Source organism: Burkholderia sp. AW49-1, from assembly GCF_053427845.1.
Genome location: NZ_JBSAXF010000041.1, coordinates 1 through 21,220, shown reverse-complemented (window position 1 = coordinate 21,220; position 21,220 = coordinate 1). Strand labels below are relative to the sequence as shown.

The following is a 21,220-nucleotide window of genomic DNA, read 5'->3' as shown; positions in this document are numbered from 1 at the left end:
TTACGCCCTTCCATATTTCGCGTCCAATCGACGCTGCTTTTCCTTAGCGGCTTCAGCGACTTCCAATTCCGTGTAGTGTAGGGGAATTTCGTGGTTCGGGTGGTCGTGCTCTTTACCCGTCAGCAGCGCCTCTTCGTGCTGAATTGCACTCGGCAGGTAAAACGGCACATAGAGAATGTGCCGAGCATAGCCCTGCAAGAGAATGGTGTTCGACATGGGCGGGCCAACAGCGGCGTCCAGGCTCTGATTCACCCACACGTCGGTCATTTGCGCAATTTTCTTGCCCTTTGACGGTGTCTTCCCATCGGCCTTTCCATCCGTGGCTGGAGGCGCGGGTTCGGCTCCCGAAGAGGGAGTCGGCCCAGTTTTCGACGGCCCTTTTCGACCGCCTCCCTTCTTGCCGCCGGCTTTGGGCGGAGCGGGTGTGGCGCCGTCATCGTCGAGGGGCGGCTCCAGCAATTCTTCGGGTCGAGGAAGCACCTTGTCGACTACTCGCGTCGCCTCGCCAAGCTTCGAGACCATGCTCGGCTTGTCGTCCTTGTTCTTTGGCGCCGTCCTTACCCTCGATGACTTGGCTTCGACAATCGCAAAGGGCTTCCCGTGATTGTTCATCGGCGTCGCGCGCCAGACTCCGTCTATACCCTGCCCGTGGGCCTTCGGAGCAAAGAGCTTGTTGAGCTGCCCTCCTTCGTTCAGCTTGCCGGGAACCATGGTATCCGGCTTCTTCGACCAACGGCCGAGTGCGCCCTGGTCATGCTTTGTCCACCCCGAGCCCCACTTCATGTGCTCGTAGCAGTAATAGTCGGCGATGTGCTCGCCGAGCAGCCCTGTGAGTTTATTCGTAATGTCGGTGACGGCCAGTTTGGCATTCACCACGCCCGTCGACGGCGTGGAGGTCGACCGGTTGTGGCCCTGCTCCGACTCGACACCCACCTTCCCCGGTTTCTCGGTCTCTTTGCGCAGAGCGACCGAGCCCTCCGCCGACGAGTTGGGTTGCCTCTTCCGCCAGTGCATCAGCTTGCGCTCGACGAACTGCGTCAGCCAGAAAGGTAAATTGGTTTCGACGAATCCAAGCGCCTGACTGAAAGTCGCCTGTCCCGCCGGCGGCATCTCGCGGTATACCCAGGACTTCTCGATGTGCTCGCGAGACTCGGTCAGCAGCTTCTTCAGACCAGATGCATCAAAGAGTTTGTCGACCAGTTCTTCGGGACTGGTCGGACAGTGCGCGCGCTGGAGCACGAGCCGCAGAATATCGAACAGCAGCGGCCCGTAGATTTCGGACTTGTGGTTGACAAGCCGGAAGGTCCGCTTGACCCCGGCCCCGACCACGGGCACCCAGCCCACGACCGCGAACACGAGGTCGATGCCCGTTTCGATGCGGGTCATCTCGTCGGCGCTATTGCGCGCATTCCACACGTTCAAGACGCTTTCCGAAGTGTCGTAGATGTTCTGCGCGACATAAAAAAGCGGAACCGCATTGACGGCCATCTGCAGACCAATCTGCTCGACCGCGTCTTCAATGGCTTGCTGGTCGGTGTTGTTCATTTGAGGTCAGGACGGCCGGAAAATTGGTTAAGCAGACTGGCGAGGTTTTCCTCGGTGATGCCCTGATGGCCGGCCGCCTGCAGTTCCTTCAGCACATCGTCCTGCTCGAGCGCTTTCGCCGCCGGCAAGGGCTGCCGCACGAATGGCCGCGTATCTTCGCCGAAGAAGGCCTTTGCGGTGCCGTCGGGCACGTCGCGCAGCACGGCGTGCCCGTTTGCATCCAGCTTGCCAGTAAGGGTTGTGCCATTGTCGAAGACGACCTTGTAGGGCGCGCCGGGCACGGGCTTCAGCCTGTCGTCCGTGAGGTTCAGCTCGAGCTTGTTGTGCAGGTCGCCCTTCGGCAGCGCGGGCAGGTCGTAGGGGGTACCCGTGGGGCCGGCGAACGCATGCTGCGCCCCCTTGATGTCTATCTTGCCAGGAGCGTGAATCTCGATATTGCCGCCTTGAATGCGGATGTATGCTCCACCGGAGGTCAGCAGGATGCCCTGGCTTGCCGCGACTTCGACCTTATCGCTGGCAGAAAGGACCTTCACCGTCTTCTGCGCAGTCACCTCGATGTCGTCCGACTGCGCCTGGATTTCCACCTTGCCCTTCGCAGCGAAGAGCTTCATTCCAGCGTTCTGGACGAACAGGCTGATGCGCTCCGCTACGCTCACGAGGAGCGACTTGCCGGTAGCGACATGCGTGCTCTGGCCGCTGACCACGTTGACCTGTTCGTCCGCGCTCAGGTGCACTGACTGCTGCGTCGACAGCGCGATGCCCGCCGGGCTGGCAGCCAGGAGAATGGGGGTTTTGAACGTGTTGGCCGAGCCAGTGCCGCCACCCGCAGTGCGCCCACTGCTTGCTTGGCCTTGCCCCTGGACGCTGTCGGTCGTGGCGTCCGTCAAAGCTTTGAGCGCGTCTTGGCCCGCTTTCAGGCTTTCGGCCTGGTGCTGAGTGCTAACATCGGAAAGCGACTCGACCAGGTTGTGTGCGCCGGCGAGTTGCTGCTGGGCCTGTTGGACCTCGAGCTGTTGGTTCGCCGCGCCCGAACCAGGATGTGTCGTGAGGAAAAGCCCCCGATTGGCACGAATGGCGCCGTAGGCGTCAGTGCGAAGGTCGAAGCCGCTACCCAGGTAGTTGCCGCGAACGTTACCGTCCTGGGCAATCAGGTATCCCAGATGCAGCATAGAGCTACCTTGCGATGAGAAGAGCTGCAACCGGTTCTGGCCCGTCGCGTCGTCCATCACCAGTTGGTTGTAGCCTCCACCGCCATACTCCTTCGAGCTGAAACCCGACAGAATGCCATTCGAGTGCCAGCGAGGCTGCGTCGCCCCATTGTAGACGCGACCCGTCGCAATCGGGCGGTCGCAATCGCCGCCGACCCAATCGATAGTGATTTCTTCGCCGACCCGTGGCACGTGCACACTGCCATAACCGCCGCCCGTGTCGGAATAGGCCACCCGCACCCAGCACGTGGCCCCAAGACCCTGCCGTCGGTCCCAGTGCATGCGAACCAAGATGCGATTCAGCGAATCGGTGTAGACCTCCTCGTTGCCGGGTCCGACGACTGTCGCCGTCTGCAGGTGCACCACGGGTTTACGGTGCTCGAACGGGCTGCGGAACGGAACCTTCTGGCGCTGGGCTTCGACCTCCACGAGGAAGAAGCCCTCGCTGCCTGAAGCATCTTTAACCGCGAATGCAGATGCCGTTTCGCCGTGGGCTTGGCGGACTTCCGCGAGACGAGCATCGAGGCTATGCGGATACGGCCGACTTTCCCCTACTGGGAGATTGTTGCGGATGTACCATGTGGCCTCGACAACGGCAAATTTGCGGTCCTCGGCGCTATCTCCGTCGTGCTCGGGGTGGTCCAGCAAACTGAACCAGCCACCGACTTCGATACTCGGTACGCTACCTACACCGTGGAATCGCTTCGCGCGCGATTCCCACTCCTCAAGCTTGAGCTTGGTCAGTCGGTCGCCCCGGTCATCATCGAGGTACGTGTACGGCCCCGTGTACTCGTAGACCTCGGCCTGCTGAGGCAGGTCCCCCTGGTTCGCGACAGTAGGAAACGACTTTTCCTTCCGCGCTTCGGGATTCTTATAGTCGAATGTACTCGACGAATACGAGGTGCTCTGCAAGGTCCGCGTGCCCGACCATTGCACGAGCGCGTCGGGCTGATGCGTGACGCCGGCACGATAGAACCGGACCTGGTCGGGCTCGAGCGGCTTGAGCGAATACAGGTCGTCTGTAATGACAAGAGTATGGGATTTGCCGTCTTTGGCGTGCTCGAAATAATAGAACCAGCCCTCCGACTCCATCAGCCGGTGCACGAAGTTCCAATCGTCGTCGTACTGTACGCAGAACGAGCGTGCAGGTGAGGGTTTGCCCACCTCGATTCGGTACGCCCCGACCGCTTGAGGATGGCTTTGGAACACCGTTTCGAGAATGGCTTCGACGGTCTTGTCTTGGAATATTCGCGCGTCCTTGCGGAACTTCAAGAAGTGAAGCCACGATGAGAAAATTAGCTGCAGGCTGACGAGCCGTCCGTCGGCGCCAAGGCGGCGGGCTGTATGAACATAACCGTGTCGGGGGCGATACGTTTTGTCAGACTGCTGAATCCAAAGTGTGACGGGCTGCGCAATGAGGGACTTCAGCTCGATTGAATCCTGCAGCGAAACAACATCGACGGTAATTTCGAAATTGCCACCCAGGCGGCCAGTACCCACCACAATATGTGGCAGCAGCACATTCGGCCCGGTGGGGGTATCTAATTTCACAATCCGGTCGGACTGGAGTAACCCCGAATTTATCAACGCGATAAGGTCCTGCGCTCCCATATGATTTTCCTTGTGTCGGCCTCTCTCACGGCCAAGCAAAATCATACGGGGGAAACCCTATGTAGACAATAACCGGGATGGACTGATGGCCCGCGTCCGCCGGCGCGGTTTCAGCGCTCTTCCACTCAATTCTAAAAGAGAACAATAGCCACAGATTTCCGCGATTGATTGCAATACGGAAATAATTGGCATCGGGTTTTTGACGACGTGCCTCGTCAGTCAGGAAAGCCTAGTGACCGATACCAGCACGGCAACGGCTGAAGGGCTGAGGCGGCAAATACGAGTCGCTTGTGGGCGTCTTGCGCGGTGACCTTGCGCTTGTGCCGCCAGTCCTCCATCAGCACGCCAAGGCGCTGCCTCAATTCGTCCATGTACCGCTTGTCTGAGCAAGCGCAATGGCGGCTTGCCGGTTACCGCTGCGTGCTAGGTCAATGGTTCGAGCAAGCCCCGATGGCTAGAACGACATATAGTTCAACAACCAAGCGCCATCCTGCTTGATGTATTCATAATTGACAGCCTGACTTTCACCGCTCTCAGGACTATAGAAAACGGTACGATAACTAAACGCATTGAGTGATTTTTGGCTCCATGAATCTGCACGGAGAATGCTAAGGCAACGCCCTTTGGGCGCGTACCGCATATTGGTCCATGGCGACGAGATGTAGCTGTTGTCAAGGCGGGCCGACGAATACATGCTCAGGACTTTGTAAACGTTATTTCCCTGATAACACGCCGTCTTGGACATCACCTCTGCCATTACGGGTTGCGCCGAGGCAACCATGCCGCGAAATGCAGCATCACGGGCGCTAAGCGAAGCGGACAAGGCGCGGTTCATTTGCACCTGCTGGTCCGGTGACAGCGACGGTCCCAACAGCGCAGGCATCCCAGAAGAGGTTGGCGCCATCGCCTGGTTTAGCTGCGTCAACCCGTTGTTCAGGCTCTGAAGAGCTGACCCCGTCTCGGCACATGCCGTGAGTGCCAGCGCCGATACGACAACCAACAGTCGAAACCCTGTGCCCACCTTTATCCCCGCCATAGTCAAAACACAACATATCGGCCGGAACGTGAAAAACTTTAACAAATGCTAGCGACACCCCTCAAGTCGAGCGAACGGATGCCGATAACTGGATACCTAGGTCGGTTAATTTGGAATGGAGGGGATGAATGTCTGACGTGGAAACCGGCAACCAAGGCGGGATGAGTCTGACTCGGGCTCTGGGTATCTATATCGCATGCTTCTTTGGGTTGCTCCTGCTGTTCAGCATTACGCACAACGTTCACGAGGTCCCGAGGTCAGTTGGTATCATTGGTTACGTTGTCGAAGGAATATTCCTCAGCCGTGTGGTTTTGAGACGACTGATTGAATGGCACCCTATGTATAACACCATCAGTAACGTAGCCTCTGCGAAGCTGTCAACCATCGCCTTCTGGCCCATCAGCTACCCGATTCTTTTCTTCAAGCTGTTTGTTACGAAGCACCTGTAAGATTGCTTGATGGACTCCGCTGAGGGTTTAGTAGTTGGTGTTCAGCAGTCTTCACCAAACCTGATTGGGGCGCTCAGTCGGCCCCACGATATCTGCTCAGAATTGAGCAGATATCGTAGCGAGGCCAACGCGCAAAATCCGGCGTGGCCTACTGTGCGGAATAGTTGCCGGCGCGCAACCTGGCATCGAAGTCAATTTCGAGCAGCGCCGACTGCGGGGTTGCTCGATTCGACGTTATCGGGCGCTGCGAGGCAAGCGCTTATGCGGTCGCGGGCGTAGTCGACGCCTCGGCCGCCTGCGCCGGCTCGACCGCACCCACCACATTCTTGGTCGCTGCTTTCCTAGCTTTCTTTGCCACAGGCTTCTTCGCCGGCGCCTTCTTGGCGACCGGTGTGCCTTTCGTTGCCGCAACTTTCTTGACAGCTACCTTCTTGCTGGAAACCTCTTTAGCTGTTGCTGTCCTTTTTGCCGCTTTTGCCTTCGGCTCTGCTGCGGTTACATCTGCTTTTGCAATCAGGAATTTGGACCGGTCCTTGGCTCCCGCCAGCCAAGCTGGTGCGCGGCCTCGGCCGCTCCATGTTGCTCCGGTTTTCGGGTCGCGGTATAGAGGCGGCAGCGAGCCCTGCGAATGGCTGCCGTTCGTTGCAGACTTCTTGGCGGCGGAGGTCACCTTGGGCGACACGTCGCCAATCAAAAACTTACTCCGGTCCTTGGCATTCGCAATCCATCCCGGCGCGCGGCCGTGACCGGTCCACGTCGCCCCGGTCTTGGGGTCGCGGTATTTCGCTACCGAAGTGGTGGGCTTTGCCGCAGCTTTGATACCGGTTCTCCGGCCACGCTGTTTTCCGCCAACATGCGCTTCGATGTCGGCCGTCGTAATTCCATGCTTCTCCATCAGCCCACGGATTTTTTCCAACACTTCGGTCGACTTCTTCGCGACCAACGCTTCGGCCTGAGCCTGTAGCCTTGCGATTCGTGTTTGTATGCTCTGTAGCGTAGCCATAGTCTCAACCTTCCAAAAGAATATTCGCACTATGCCACACACGCTTTCCACTACGCCAGAGCAACAATGGCGATTTGGTACTCCCATGAACAACGTGTAGCCACGCTCGTGTGTTTGGATGGGTTGTCCGCGCGGAGCCCAGTATCGTCCGTTCGCTGTCAAAGCGATTTCCATATCGGTCTCGGGTGCTTCACCGCGTTCACGGTACTAAGACGCAGACTTCGACGCAATCAAATAGTGCGCGTAAGCATCGCCAAATCGCTCGTGGTCGGCGGTACCGTGAGTCATCCCCACAAGCATTGCATCGCGATATCGGCTGCTATTCGCTGTACCCTCGCCAAGCCTGTCCAGTCTCGCGCAGCACATGGCCATCGTCTCGATTGCTTCTCGTTCGCGTTGTTCATCCATCCGGTTACCATGCTCCAGTGCCGTGACTTCGGTGTACACGGACCAAAGGCGCCTCGAGAAATCCTGCGAGACAGAACTCGACTGGCCGGCGGCTAGTGCGACTAGCAGCGCCAGCCGCTGGATAGGCGTCGAGTCCCCAGCATCGGCACGCAGCTTTGCCTTGCCAAGCCATAAGCCGACTATTGCAGATATTACTTTCAGGTCATTCTCTCCGTTAGCCGCGAGGCCGGAAAGGAGCGACGCCGCCTGAGCCGTAATGTCGGTATATGGCTTCCGTACATTCCAAATGCCCTCGAAAATCGCCGTGCATGTCTCTGTGGCTCTGATTGCGTCGATGGCGCTGCTGACGTCTTTGGCTTCACCGGCGGCCGGAGGAATGCTCGCGAGCAAATAGCGCGGGGTGATAGCGAGCCCTACGTTCCACGAACAAAGGAGGCCAATTTTTTCACTCACTTGCTGCGGCGTCATCAACCCCATTTCGTCAGCGACAGCGAGTAGGTCAAGCGTACAAAAGCTTCGAGCGGCCTCATCGGAATCGGTTGCGTAGATTCGAAAAAACGCATCGTCAGAGTAGACCCAGTATCTGCCCGACCTTGCGATATCACGCACGTCGTCGGAAAGCATTTGTCCCATGAGCCCGTTATCTTCCACCGGGTTTTGACTTACAGGTTGCTGAATGCTTTCAAATCTAAGTTTGAGCGCTTCCACCAATTGTGCAAAGCGTGGCTGGACCAGTGAGCCGACGATGGGTGAGGTGCGCCGTTGTATCTCAAGCAGCATTGCCTGACTGACAGCTACGGTCGGGAATACTTTGAAGAGGACGCCAAGCAGGTCAAGGTCCTGGAGTACAAATAGTGCGGTGAGGTCCAAGAGTGGTACTACAGCTACCGTATCGCGACGGGTGCGGGGAGACCACGAGCCTGCAATCATGGGTAGGTGGTACTGCCGTGCGTCCTTTTGCGAGCGCTTGCCCATCTCCCAAAGTTCGCCCACATCCCGAACATTCATGAGTATGGTTCGTGGTCGCCAGATATATGGAATCGGCAATTCGCCGCGACCGAGTTCTTTCTCGACCTTCTGCTGCCAGGCCCGCCTTTCTTCGAAGTCTCCTAGCACCTCGCGTAGCATGCGTTGAAAGTCACGGGGTGTGGCATTTTGGGGCAAATTTCCGCGTCGGAGAAGCCGAGATTCGGGCCAACGGTCGGTAAATGCCGTCATCCGCTTTTGGAACTCCGCTATCCGCTCCGGAAGCGACGATGAGCCGTGGCTGCGTAGCGTCGCCATAAGGAACGTCGAGAGGAATTGCCCTTCAGCTTCTTCGTCGTTCTGGTCGACGAGGCGGCCAATCTCCCAGGCAACTTCCACTGCTCGTTGACTGCCAGGCTCTTTCGCATGGAGCAAGTTGAAGAGGAGCCGCAGGCAATCAATGCGTCGCGATTTTTCCGATTCCTCGTTGAGAAGCTGCTCCGCGAGTTGGAGCGCCTCCTCTGTGAACCCACATCGAGTAACGATATTGACGTATGTATCCACTGTCAGCCGGTCTGATGCATGGCCGTCTAGCAACCTGCGCAACTCTGCCAGCGCCTCTGGAGTTCGGCCTAGCTTATCGAGCGCGAAGGCACGAATGGCAAAGAAGCGACTGACGTGGGAGAACTTCGCCGTTACCCTGTCAGCTAGGTTAAGTAGCTCGTTCCATCCCGACAGCGTGGCATAGGCCTGCGCAAGAAGTCCTTCCCCTTCGATGGACAGCTGTTGAAATTCTCGAATTCGGGCGGCGACAGTGATACAGACTTCCGCTTCGTCCTGCTTGCTTGCGTCAAGGACGTGGAAGAGTTGCAGCGCAATGGCTCTAGGCCTGCCTTGTACCTCGTAGTCGGATATCAACTGCTTCAGGGCCTCATCCTTTCCGAGTACGTTGCGCCCGGTGGCGCGAAAGTACCGGAGGATGGCTACGTGCCCCCCCCATTCCGGCTTGCTTTCTAGTTTTTCGACGAGCGCGTGTGCGCGGTCAGCCAAAAAGAGAACGTCTGCCGATAGGACGCCCAGCGCAACTGAGACTGGATACAGTTCTTGGTCAATGGGCAAGGCGTCGCAAGCAGCCTCCACCGCTTCGAGACAAAGGCGATGCCTCTTTGCTTGATGTAAAACGCCAATTCTTCTAAACGTGCGGGATGCGGATTCGGGCTGAAGGGCATTCGCCTTTAGTGCGGCGTCGTAATCCTCGGTCTGGATGGCCAATGTCTCGAGGGACCACTGCAACATGGGAAGCTGCGGGCGCGCTGCGGCGGCTTCTTTGGCGGCATCAAGGGCCTCTGTCGCACGCCCGAGCATGACCGCAGCGGCGCACCACACGTCAGCGATAAATTCAACGTTGTTTGGCCAACCAGCTTGACGAAGCAACGCCACCCCTGCTTGAACATCATCCCACACGGTCCGCAATCGGGTCACATCGAGGTCCGCAGGCCCGGTTGCAGATGCAATGACAATTTCCGATTCACCGGATGTGTCGTGCGGCGCATGTATCGCCAGCATGAAGTTGGCGCGAGCTCGAAGTACGTGATACAGCTGCGTGCTCCGTGAGTCTTTCTGCACGCTTGACAGACCTTCACTGCAGATTCTCGCGACTTCGTCATGCTTTCCCTGCATTCCGGCGACAATGGCGAGTGTCTTGAGTGCGTCACTGCGAGGCAGTGCATTCAATATGCGGTAGGCACCATCAAAGTCGCCCTCAGTGGCCATGAGGCGGGCCAGCATCACTTTTATTTCGGCGGTATCTGCCAGCAGGCGCGCTTTCAGGTCCGATAGGTCGAGCGGTTTCCCCGGCTGAAAACGAAGTACAAGCTCGGCTTCGACCCAGGCAGTCAAATGTCGCGGAATGTCTCCCGAGTATTCACAGGCACGAGCATAGTCGGCGGAAGCTTGGAATTCGTCGGACGTGCGCGAGTGAGCTCCCCCTCGGCAATACCAATATTCCGCCGTTTCGAGGGAAGTCATCACTTCGAGACTTGGTTCCAAGTCGTCCAAGATGACCATGGCCTTATCTACCGACCCTGTCGACAGGTGCCTGCTGGCCTCATCCAGCTTGCCGGCAAATGAATCGCGAGGGGCGGCCGGCCAAGGCGTGGTTGCGGGTGCCGCCATTACCTGCAGCAATGCGCCACTGTACTGGGAGAGCCCGGTGGAGACGTTCTCCAGAAGGCTAGCGCGCTCGTCTGGCGATATCGATGGCAGTTTTTCCTCGACCACCTCATCCAGAGCGACAGCGACCTTGTGAAGGCGGACGTGGGCCTCCACGTCCGCGCGTAGGTCTACCTCCTCGGTTAGCCGGTTACCGACGGGAATGCGAACAACGAGGCTATCTGTTCCGGAGCCGTCCCGGCCCTCCTCTCGAAAGCGCTTCAGCTCGTCATGTATCCACACGTAAAATGCCGGGCAGGCGGTAGTGCGCTCGAGGTCTACACTGAGGTCGCAAAAGACGAGAAGAATCGGGTCGGCGACACGGGCATAGTAGTTGACCGTGCTTCTACTCAAAGGTATTGAGTAGAACTCCTCTGTTGCGTTCAGGGTCGGCGACTCACTTCCCTTTAGTTGCACACGAAAAATACCGACGTAATTGCCTTCGACTACAAGCTGAACCTGGTAGTCAAATCCAACGTCGTCTGTGCCTTCGAGCGAGTGAGGGCGCCAACTGTCGGGGTGATATGCAGAGAAGCATTTGTTCGCACGGTGGCCGATGCGTTGGCTATTGTTTTCCTTCGGCAGAACTGCGTCGTCTGACATGGTCTCTCGCAGATTGGTTTTTTGTGATGCGACTGTCGAGCATCATTTCGGCGCGACAAGGTCTAAGGCAAGCCTCCGGAAGGCCGCAAGGTCGAAACCGGGCTCGTTGCCAACTCGAATCAATGGGCATCGCGCTGCTGCGTGAAGGACGTTCTTGGGCACGAGCTCGACGTCGGGCTCAGTGGACTTTTCCATCCATACCGCGAGCACGCCGTCTTCAATGAGGCAGCTCAGCGCGGTCATACGAGTCATTGCGGTATGCGCGCGATGTGCAGAATCAGGTATCCCCTTAAAGACTCGGATTGAAGCGAATGTAGAGGTTTCCCAGCCTGGTTCCTGACCATCGCGACGTGCCCGCGCAACTTCCGCCTGGAGTGCAATCAGGTCGTCGACCGACATGTCGACCGAGTTGAACTTTGCCAGATATTCGTCGTCAATCGCGCTCCACAGTTGGCCGTCATCGTCGTTGACACACGTCTTAGACGGCCCGAGGCTTTCGATTTCTTTCCGGTTCCAGAACGACAAGTGACCGACCATAGCCAGTCGTTCGCGGAAAACAGGCAAGTCGGAGACGAAGCGCTTCCCGATAGTTACACATAGCTGAAGCCCAGCGGCTTCGGCTTCGGACAGCACAGCCTGCAGCGACGCCCGGTCGGCTACCCGGCGATGCAGCAGCGTCAACTTCTCGAGGCAGCGTTGAGCCAGCGGCGCACCTTCCGCAATACCGGACGCGGACAGATGCAGATGGTCGAAATTGCGCATCCAGAGTGCAATTTCTTCGCCGTCTTTCACTGGCATCCAAACCGGGTTGCGTGAATCGAAGTACAGTTCGTTAGCCGAGGAAAGTTGCAGCCATTCTGACAGCTTGAGCACGGTTTCGCGCGTGGCTTCCTCGGTTTCCATCATGGCATTCCACTCCGCAAGACTCATGTCAGCCATCGACGCTGCTTGTTCATTAGAAATGTTACGGGCCGTGAGCACTGCTATCAGCCGCTCCGTATCGATGCCATCCGTGTCGAATCGTCCCTCCTTTTCCTCCTCCCGACGCCGGGACAAGAACCAGGAGAAGTCTTCCTCATTGAAGCGATAGAATGCCTCGAGCCGGCGCCACATGCGCTCAACAAGCGTGTCGTCTGCCGGTGCCGCTTCGTCGTCGTCCGTAGGTACCCAAAACACCTGATATCGTCGCGTTACGGCGGGAAGTCGCAGCAACGATTCGGCCTCAAGCACAAATTCGTTGTCTCGCTCACATGCAGCAAGAACATCGGACTCTCGGCCATCAGCTATTGGCTCGCCATCTTTGAGAAGACGGAGGATGGCTCCGTTTTCGAGCAAAGTCTTCGTTGCTCCGTCGAGCCATCCTCGGAACTGGCCTTCAATAACGCGCCGCACACGTTCCACGGCACTTAGGACGTCATCGTGCCCAATTGTTGCAGCGGAGCCGTCCCGATTCTTGCAAGCCAGAATGTAACGTGCTCTGGTCTGTGGTTCTCCGATGAAGACAAATTCAAGGTAGTCAGCGTTATACAAGACGTATGCGTACGGGGGCTCTTTGGCGCCGGCGAGGTCTTTGACCAACCGTGTGCAGATGTCGGCCGTGGCATCAACGCTTCTGCGATGCCGCTTTACCTTGGGTGTAATAGCGGGTGCGTCGAACGTGTACTGCGCAACTACCCACTCAGGCTTGGGGCGAGAAACATGCCCTTCAAACCCGTCCACAAGTGCGAGAGCCTTTAGGCAGGACGTATGTTTGACTTCTATATTTCGACCAGCCAGCGCGGCTTTCAGAAAGCGCGCGGCTGGTTCTTTGGCGGCCTGCATTGAGCCGCAAATCTCGAGGGCAGTCTCAAATGGAAGCGAATGTTTCGCCTGAGCGAGAAAAGACACCAAGGCAGAGGCTTGTGCCTCCAAGGGAATGGCGATACGGGAAGACATACAAGTCTCCAGTCAGCAGAGCCATTTTCGACGGTGTGCATTGCCGGGCTCCAGGACGGAAACTCGGTATTGAGGTGCTGCGGAATCTGCCTTTGCCGTACTCCCCCATGGGGAGTGCACACGCTGACGGGCGGCAACTAGCCCATTTCACGCACGCTACGAAGAATGGCAGACGCTGTCAAGTCCCTCGTTGGCCCATTATGAACGACGTGACCTTTTCAGGTTGGTGCGACTGCTGGCGTTAGCTCCTTGTAATTCGCAATGTGCGCGGGCAGTAGGCTAGGCACTGAGGGGTGGACGTTAGAAGGTGCTCACAGCTATATTTGACAATCGGGTCGCATGCTCTGGTCGGTCAATATCAGAGCCGCGAGGAGAGCCAGGCAGAATGGGAATACAGTCGCAAGCTCATAATTTTGGCCAAGCGATATGCCCATTTCAACTGCCAACAACGCCATGAGTGAGAGAGCTTGCGATGCGCCCAATGCCGACGCTGCTTACCGACGAACCGTCAAACGTCGACGAGTTGGGCGGAGCACACGCGAAGATTGCAGACACCATAATCGCCCTAATTCAGACATCGCCGGGAGGCCAGACGATACGGCTTGACGGCACTTGGGGAGCCGGAAAGTCGACGGTCGTAAAGATGGTCGCCGAACACTTCGACAATTTCCCGCCGGCGGGTGAGGACAACGCTGTATCTTGCCCGACTGATGTCGCTGTATTTCAGTACGACGCTTGGGTGCATGTCGGAGACCCGCTTCGCCGCGCGTTTCTCGCCGCCCTTGTTGGAAAGGCTTCTGACAAGGGCTGGCTACGAGAACCCGATGGGCAGATGAGTGCATCCTTCTGGAAAACAAAGCTGGATGGGTTGAGTCGACGGCTAAAAACGACATCGCGGAAAACGACACCGTTCTTTTCCACGTCGGCGAAGGTGATTTTGTCGGCGCTCGCGGCGTTGGGCATCGCCGCACCGTTGGTGTCCGAGCTCGAAAAACGTCTTGTTGACTCGCTCGGCACAGCCCCGCTTTTTGCCTCGATACTTGCTGTGGGGATTGTAGCTTTCGCGCTGATGCACTTACTGTCCAATGAGGCCATGGGCTTTATTGTCAGGCGCAACTCGGATGAGGAAACGGTGGAAGTTCGAGACGAACCTGAGCCGACATCCATCGAGTTCCAGGACACGTTCAGTGAACTAATGCAAGCCGTGCTTTGTCACGATGCTCGCCGCCTAGTCATCGTCGTCGATAACCTGGACCGCATCGACTCGGCAGACACGAAAGCAGTGTGGGCACTCCTGCGTTCTTTCCTAGACAATCCTCAGTTCAAGTCGCGAGACTGGTTTCGTCGATTGTGGGTTATCGTTCCCGTGGTAGACGAACGCCGGATATTACAGTCATCGGTCCCGGGCTTGTCTCCAACCATGGATGTGCAAGCCGCATTGCCATCGTTTCTTGAAAAGGTCTTTCAGCTTCGCTTCATGTTGCCACCACCGATGCTTCACTCGTGGAAGAGCTACTTCAGCACCAAGCTGTTGCAGGCGTTTGGCGAAGACCTACTTGGTGATTACGACGAGATTTTGCGACTCTATGAAGATGGAGAACTCCGCCCAAATGGCAATTTGACGCCGCGAGGAATCGTGTCGTTCATAAACGAACTCGTGGTACTCAAGTTGGAATGGGGCGACAAAGTGCCGCTTTCAACTTTAGCCGCGTACGCTCTTTCAAAGGACGGGTTCGTAAGCGATGGTTGTTCGCCACCGAAGGCGGTAAGTCGCATTCTGCATGATGACTCTTTGGTCGATACGTTCGCGATGTTGCACCATCGCGCATCAAGTAAGGAGGAGGCATCCTACATTTCGGTCCGACCTCGGCTTGAAGCCGCGATGGACAGTGCTGACAGCGACACGATAAGTACGCTCTTTAAAGAAAGTCCGGCTTTCCAGTACGTTCTCGATAGATACATCCGGCAGGACCTCGCCGGCTTGGACGGACAGCAGGAACGGTTGCTTCAGGCAGTGAGGGCTCTTCGCCCGTTTGTTGTTGGAGATGGTTTGCTTTCACCGGGGACGGTGTCTCACTTCCGCCGTGTGGCGGTGGCGACTATGGCAGCGACCAGAAACCTGCGGCTCTTCAATGCAAATCTGATACCGGGATTGGAGGCACTGCTGGCCATCTCGGACGCGCGCGACAAGACGGCTGTGTTGATTGTTGACATGCTGGGCAATATCGACCGGTCAGCGGCAGACCAATCGGGCGCATTGGATAAGCAAATTGCTGACGGGTGGCAGTCGTGGGTATCTGCCCTCGTAGGTGTATTGTCACTCGACGAGGTGCGCTTGGCCATTAGCGCCCAAGGATTCGAGCAACTCGTATTACCAATCGGTCCTGAGCTCTGGGCGCGGTTGTGCGTGGAGGTGAGTAAAACCGAGGGCGCGTGGATTTTGACGTCGTGTACGTGCAGAGGAGGCGACGGCATGAAGCTCGGGTGGCTTATAGAAAAATTCTGTTCGGGCTCTCCCGAAGCTGAAGGGATGGCTTTGCTAGAACAGGAATTTAAAACTGGTCATCTGAATTTCTTTGATGCTGTTGCGGATTCCATGGTTGACAAATACGTCGACTCTACTGCGATATCCTTGCCGGGCACCTATGACCATTTGCTACCGTCGCTGACGATGTTGTTTAAACTCGACCGAACCCGATTAAAGCCATTTCTGTATAGACTTTCGACTGGCGGAGACCTCTTGAAGTCACTCGGCAATTCGGGCCTGAGGAACGATTGGAAATCGGCCGTGCTGACGTATTTAATTATCTTTGCAACAGACGGTGAGTTGTTGAAAGTGGCTTTTGACGAAGAGGCGAAGGCGGGGCTGCAGGCCTTGACCATGATGGTGGAAGGTAGGATTGGCCTGAATCCCGAACAGGCAAAAATATATGCGGAAGTCCTTGCGGACCTCGAGGTCTTCGAGGTATTGGGGCTGATTGCAAATCAGTGGGGCAGCAAGGGGTTGGCAAGCGCTTTAGTGCTCGCGCTGGCGGAAAACGAGCGGTTCCTTCGGCTCGTTCGAGCGCGTGGAGACTTTAAGACCAGTTTGATAGCATTCGCCAGCGAGTGCCTTTTTGACCTGGCATTGCGCGAGCAATTTGTTGAAGCGGCGCTGCATGCAGAAGCAGCGACCGACCCGAATGCGGCGTTTGACAAGGGACGCAGCTTGAGCGAGCGGCTACAGGAAGCGCAAATTCCAATCTGAAATGCTCGTCTGTACGCTGCTCTCGAAACCTGGTGTTTCGAGACAGATTGGCGCAGAGCGTCGCTCAGGAGGATGACAAAATGGTAGAACCAAGCGCCATGACGGGCGGCTCTCAAGAGCCGGTACCGGAGTCACTTCCGACACTGGCCGAACATCTCGAACTGGCTCTCGACAGTGCGACGAGCGTGCTGATGATGCGCCACACGACCGAAGTTTGCACCGTGTATCTTGGCGACCCGACCAGTTTGCCCGAGGACCTCTAGAGGCAGGGGACGATTCCGGTCGTTCTCGCCAATGGGATGCTCGAGTTGACTTGTCCCGGTGTCAACCAAATGGAAATTGGAGGGCAGACATATCGGTTTTTTTCGCAGCTTCGCACAGATTGGTGACGCCACTGCAGCCATATTTATCGTGGAGTAACTTGCATAATCCTTGGACACTGTCTCGCACCAACGCGGGTGCTTCCAGTGATTTGCTCCCTATGGCCGAAGGTTTGACTCTCGATGAAGCTTTCCGATACCTTCTGGCGAAACCAAAATACCTTCATCAAGCTTCGCGCCGAAAGACAAGTCTAGGTACCGCGAAGGGTCCGGCAACGGCAGGGGCAACGGCTCGATGTTCAGGGGGCGAGGCTTGTTGCGCGGACGCCACACAAGGTCGAAAAGGCTGCGATTCCTTGAGTGCCATTTGAAAAGATTTCTCAGGTATTGAAAACATTTCTCCTTTTTAGATGCTCGACTTCGGTCTTCCCTTGTTTTTCAAGGTCGGCATGTTGAATTGCATGAATATCACCTCTCGGGGATTTGTTTTCAATTGGCAATTCAATCAAGAAATTCGCATTATCAATTAACGGATTGCGCCCAGTCTCCGATGGGTTCCATAAATGATAATGTTGCTCGGCCCATCGTGACGCTCTATTATCACTTTCATTGCGACTAAATGAGGATTTTGAGTGTGGGTGGTGACATGATGAGTAGTTCGTGCGAACTGTCGGAAGCCGAATCGGCCGTTTTGCAAAGCCACGAATCTGGGGCGGAACATGAAAGTGGCAACGTCCCACCGCCGTAGCCATTTTCCGTTCGCACGCCAGATAAGTGCGGATGCAGGGGCCCTCCGAAGGATAACTGCGACTCCCCAGCAACGCACCTAACGAGTGCCCACCCAATCAGCTTAGCCGAGGCCATTGCCGATTCCGTTGCGGCAGGCACGGTCACGTCCTGACAACGGAGATTCGAAGAGATACGTTTTATGGCGAGATTTAAGTATTCGATGACATCGGCGAAACTGCGACGCTTCAAACGTGAACGGCGTGGAGAGGGAGAGGGCGCCTCTTATCGTCCGTGGTTGACTGTTGCGGATGTTCCTTCGCGAGGAAGGTCGCACCGCGTCTCGTGCCTTAAGACCGGCGGACGAACGATGCACTTCCTATCCGACCACGAGTACGTCGCTTTCCTTGAAGCGTGGCGTGACGAAAACGTCACCGACATTCGAGAGCAATATCCATTAAATCTTCGACGCACATTAACCATTGCTGGTCAGATTGGGGTCAAGCATCCGGTCGACTCCCATACCGGCATTCTGCTAGCACAAACGACTGACCTTCTTTTGACAAGAGGCACGGGGGACGACCCGCTTGTTGTCGCCTGGGCCGTGAAGGACCGCGCTAGTCTGACAGATGAGCGCACCATGAATAAGCTGGAAATCGAACGCCGATACTGGCAGGAACTGAATGTGTCATGGCAGCTTGTCGTCAATGATGGCCTTAACTCATTCCGAGCCCTGAACCTGGATTGGATGTTTGAGTTCGAAAATGCCATGCGAGGGAGCACTCGTGCGCGGGCCGATTGCGTCTCGAGGGTGCTTGTAGCAGTGCAGGAAGGCTGTTCCGAAGTTGCCGGAACGGCATGTCAATTTCTCGACGTGAAGTGGGGCACTGAGCCCGGAGCCCACCTCACGGCACTGCGCTTTCTCTTCCTGTTTCGACTATTGCGCGGCAACCTTGAGGCTAACAGGTTTTCGCGTCAGCCGCTAAACACCTTCGAGGTGCTTTGATGAGCGAACAGACCAATTTTATCCCGCTTGCCGCACGCCTACTCTTGCGCGAAGTAAAGACCAACCGGGTCTATCGCATTGTCACGCCAGAGGGCGCCGGGTACTACACGATGCTATGCGATATTGTCGATAACGAATCGTGGCCGTTTGCACAGCCAACGGAAACCGTGCATGAGCGCATGCGTCCGGACGCACCAGACGATATCAAGCTTGTCATTGAACTAGAGGACCCTTGGTCTCCTGTCGTTCGTTCGCCTCGGCCTGATTACGACGAAACGAAGCTTGAGGCCGATTGGCAACTGATACTCCCCCTGATTTCCGGGCACAATGCCTACCGGGTCATGCATGATGCGTATCGCAACACGATTCTCAACGAGCATGCTGTCCTTCATCAGACGTCACGGCAGAGACTCTCGCGCCTTCTCAAGCGCTATTGGAAGAGAGGTCTCACACGTGAAGCCCTAAGGGATGACACGGACCGCTGCGGCGGCAAGGGCAAGCCGAAGACTTTTACGAATACAAAGAATGGACGTAAGCCAAAAAACGGCTGGCCTGGCGTGCCACTATGGGAGAGCACAAGAAAGTGGCTGAACATTGCCGCCGACTGGTATCTGGACGACCCGAAAAAGAGGACGTTGCAAGGAGCGCTGGACCATATTGCCAAGTTTTTCGTGGGAGAACGCGACGTCAAAGACCAGCAGGGCAACGCTCTGACAGTTAACATCGACCGCAAGGACCAGCCGACCATTCGCCAACTTCAACACCTGATTCAGAGCCAGCGTTCCCACGCAGTACGCAGACGTGCCCAGCTGGGGAGCAAAGGCTTTGACCTCAAGGGAAGAGCGTTCCACGGACGAGCGGACCAACACGTCTCCGGGCCCGGTGACGCGTTCGTTATCGATGCGACGATAGCAGACGTGTATTTGGTTTCTCAGTTCGACCGAACGTTGATTGTAGGTCGCCCGACAATCTATTTTGCCGTCGATGTATACAGCCGGCTAATTGTTGGCATCTACGTCGGGTTCGAGCGCCCGTCATGGATGGCGGCAATGATGCTTCTCGTCAATGTAGTCACTCCGAAAGTTGCGTTCTGTGCGCAGTATGGCGTGGAGATTACGGAAGACCAATGGCCGAGCCACTTTCTACCGTCAAGAATTCTCGGGGACAAAGGCGAGATGATGGCTGTGCAAGCCGGGCCGCTTATCGTTAGTAACTTATACACGAAGATTGAGAACGCCCCGTCCGGACGCCCTGATTTCAAGTCATATGTGGAACGTCGATTCGGCATCGTTCCCGGAAAGTTCCAGGCCGTTGTTCCAGGCCACGTCGAAAAGGACTTCAATCAACGCGGCGCACGTGATTACCGTCTAGATGCCGCGCTCAACCTCCACGAATTTACTCAAGTGGTTCTGTGGTCCCTTCTCCAGTGCATCACCGCGCCAATCACGGGCTTCCCAACGCCGCCAGATATGGTCGCGGCAGGGAGCGCACCTACTCCCCTCGCCCTCTGGAAGCACGGTGTAGCCACTAGGTCGGGTACGTTACGTTCGTTCTCTATCGATGAAGTGCGCCGCAGCGTTCTTCCTCGCGCGCCCGCCACAGTCACCCATAGAGGCATCTCGTTCTATGGAATTTTCTATAAGTGTCCGACTGCGGTACGTCACGACTGGTTTGTCAGGGCGAGACAGGCCACATGGCGGGTCACCGTCGCGTTCGACCCACGCGACCTGGGACTCATCTGGCTGTGCGAAGACGGACTCTTCGAAGAATGCACGACACATGGCACCAACTCGAAGGAATTTGATTTTACCGGGAAGACCTTGGCCGAGCATTTGGACCTCAAGGAGCGGAACGGTGAAAACATCTCGGACGCTCTGAATGAGCACATGAATGTTCGGGTAATGGCTAACGACGCGATGGACGAGATTGTTGCGAAAGCCAAGGCCGCTACAAAAAGGGCAATGAGAGAGGCGGGAATAACGAAACTGTCAACATCCGACATACGGGATATGAACGGCGCGGAACGTGCGGCCGAACGCGCGGGGGCGGCGGGACCTGACTCCGACCCAAGTGTCGGTCCTAAGGGTCGGCGCCCCGCTGCGGCGGCGGATACGACCGTTTCGGCACAAGACGCGGCGGCCAACAGTCATCACGATTGCAAAGAGGTTTCGTCTGCGGCCGACGCAGCCGACGGCGAAGTTCAAGCGCGTACAGCTTGCGGGTCCAAAGAACAAATGCTTTCGAAGCTCAAACGACTGAGGGAAAAATGAAAATGACACGCAAAGCGATTACGCCAAAGCCGCTGACGCCGAATCCCGAACTTCTATGGGTTGATGCCATTTATGTGGCGCGAGATGCAGACCAAGGCATTGACAATCCGTTAATCCGAGCACTTCCATGGTCCGTCGATGAGGAATCAGTTTTAGCGGCATTCGGTAATGCACCAGAATTCAATTCGGCCGACCGGGAGCGGTCCGCCTGCGCACGTGTTCATCACGTTGGCTCCTTGAATCTTTACGTCGAGACCTTGACATGCCACCCTGCACTCATTGAATCAATTTTTCGCGTTATTACTCAGGGCTACGTTTGGCGAAACCCGTTCGTCAATAGGCAAAAGCTCGTCCGAGAACACTACGCCATCAGCATGACAGAGGACCGGATTGTTCCAATCGTTCCCATGCAGCCTTCCCACGCGGCCAGCTTGGCACTATTTGGTGTGTCGGGCGTGGGAAAAACCACCGCGATGAACCGAACGCTATCCTTCTTCCCTCCCGTAATTCTTCACAAGCAACTCACTGGAAGTTGTCTGCAGGTGGTCTGGCTCAAAGTAGACTGTCCCCCAGACGGGAGCATAAATCAACTGTTTCACTGGATATTGCTGGAGTATGACCGCCTGCTCGGCACCAAGTACGCAGTCGAAACCGGGCGCAGTGCAGGATTGGACCA

The 21,220-nt window shown here is 56.6% G+C and carries 12 protein-coding genes; 6 read left to right on the top strand and 6 right to left on the bottom strand.

The features are described 5' to 3' along the window. From ACV22W_RS31095 to ACV22W_RS31085, 3 genes are all read right to left on the bottom strand, one after another. Complete coding sequence (locus ACV22W_RS31095) at positions 1 to 1,545, bottom strand: hypothetical protein (RefSeq protein WP_448023229.1); 1,545 nt, start codon at positions 1,543 to 1,545, stop codon at positions 1 to 3. Further along, positions 1,542 to 4,364 carry a type VI secretion system Vgr family protein gene (locus ACV22W_RS31090; protein WP_448023228.1) on the bottom strand — a complete coding sequence of 941 codons (2,823 nt, stop codon included), beginning with the start codon at positions 4,362 to 4,364 and terminating at the stop codon, positions 1,542 to 1,544. Before ACV22W_RS31090 ends, ACV22W_RS31095 begins: the two co-directional genes overlap by 4 nt. A 454-nt stretch (positions 4,365 to 4,818) precedes the next feature. Continuing rightward, on the bottom strand, positions 4,819 to 5,385 hold the full coding sequence (locus ACV22W_RS31085; protein ID WP_448023227.1) for a hypothetical protein: 567 nt from the start codon (positions 5,383 to 5,385) through the stop codon (positions 4,819 to 4,821). Positions 5,386 to 5,528: 143 nt separating this feature from the next. Here ACV22W_RS31085 and ACV22W_RS31080 point away from each other — a divergent pair, with 143 nt between their 5' ends. Further along, the gene (locus tag ACV22W_RS31080) at positions 5,529 to 5,849 is read left to right on the top strand and encodes a hypothetical protein (protein ID WP_448023226.1); all 321 of its coding nucleotides are present in this window, start codon (positions 5,529 to 5,531) and stop codon (positions 5,847 to 5,849) included. Positions 5,850 to 6,108: 259 nt separating this feature from the next. Here the strand turns inward: ACV22W_RS31080 and ACV22W_RS31075 are convergent, their stop codons facing one another. From ACV22W_RS31075 to ACV22W_RS31065, 3 genes are all read right to left on the bottom strand, one after another. After that, positions 6,109 to 6,852 carry an H-NS family nucleoid-associated regulatory protein gene (locus ACV22W_RS31075; RefSeq protein ID WP_448023225.1) on the bottom strand — a complete coding sequence of 248 codons (744 nt, stop codon included), beginning with the start codon at positions 6,850 to 6,852 and terminating at the stop codon, positions 6,109 to 6,111. A 207-nt stretch (positions 6,853 to 7,059) separates the two neighbouring features. Further along, positions 7,060 to 11,040, bottom strand: coding sequence for a DUF4365 domain-containing protein (locus ACV22W_RS31070; RefSeq protein ID WP_448023224.1), 3,981 nt, complete (start codon positions 11,038 to 11,040; stop codon positions 7,060 to 7,062). Positions 11,041 to 11,082: 42 nt separating this feature from the next. Next, a complete protein-coding gene (locus tag ACV22W_RS31065; RefSeq protein ID WP_448023223.1) occupies positions 11,083 to 12,975 on the bottom strand; it encodes a hypothetical protein in 1,893 nt (630 codons plus the stop codon). A 481-nt stretch (positions 12,976 to 13,456) separates the two neighbouring features. Between ACV22W_RS31065 and ACV22W_RS31060 the strand changes: the two genes are divergently transcribed. The 5 genes from ACV22W_RS31060 to ACV22W_RS31040 all read left to right on the top strand — a co-directional run. Continuing rightward, the gene (locus tag ACV22W_RS31060) at positions 13,457 to 16,222 is read left to right on the top strand and encodes a P-loop NTPase fold protein (RefSeq protein ID WP_448023222.1); all 2,766 of its coding nucleotides are present in this window, start codon (positions 13,457 to 13,459) and stop codon (positions 16,220 to 16,222) included. A gap of 47 nt (positions 16,223 to 16,269) precedes the next feature. Further along, positions 16,270 to 16,485 (top strand): hypothetical protein, encoded by a 216-nt coding sequence (locus ACV22W_RS31055; RefSeq protein ID WP_448023221.1) that lies wholly within the window; start codon positions 16,270 to 16,272, stop codon positions 16,483 to 16,485. Positions 16,486 to 17,638: 1,153 nt separating this feature from the next. Then, positions 17,639 to 18,274, top strand: a complete 636-nt coding sequence (locus ACV22W_RS31050) for a TnsA endonuclease N-terminal domain-containing protein (RefSeq protein ID WP_448023220.1) — start codon at positions 17,639 to 17,641, stop codon at positions 18,272 to 18,274. Then, positions 18,274 to 20,544 carry a Mu transposase C-terminal domain-containing protein gene (locus ACV22W_RS31045; RefSeq protein ID WP_448023219.1) on the top strand — a complete coding sequence of 757 codons (2,271 nt, stop codon included), beginning with the start codon at positions 18,274 to 18,276 and terminating at the stop codon, positions 20,542 to 20,544. Before ACV22W_RS31050 ends, ACV22W_RS31045 begins: the two co-directional genes overlap by 1 nt. Beyond that, on the top strand, positions 20,541 to 21,220 hold a 680-nt coding region (locus ACV22W_RS31040), incomplete at its 3' end, for an ATP-binding protein (protein WP_448023218.1). The genes ACV22W_RS31045 and ACV22W_RS31040, both read left to right, overlap by 4 nt.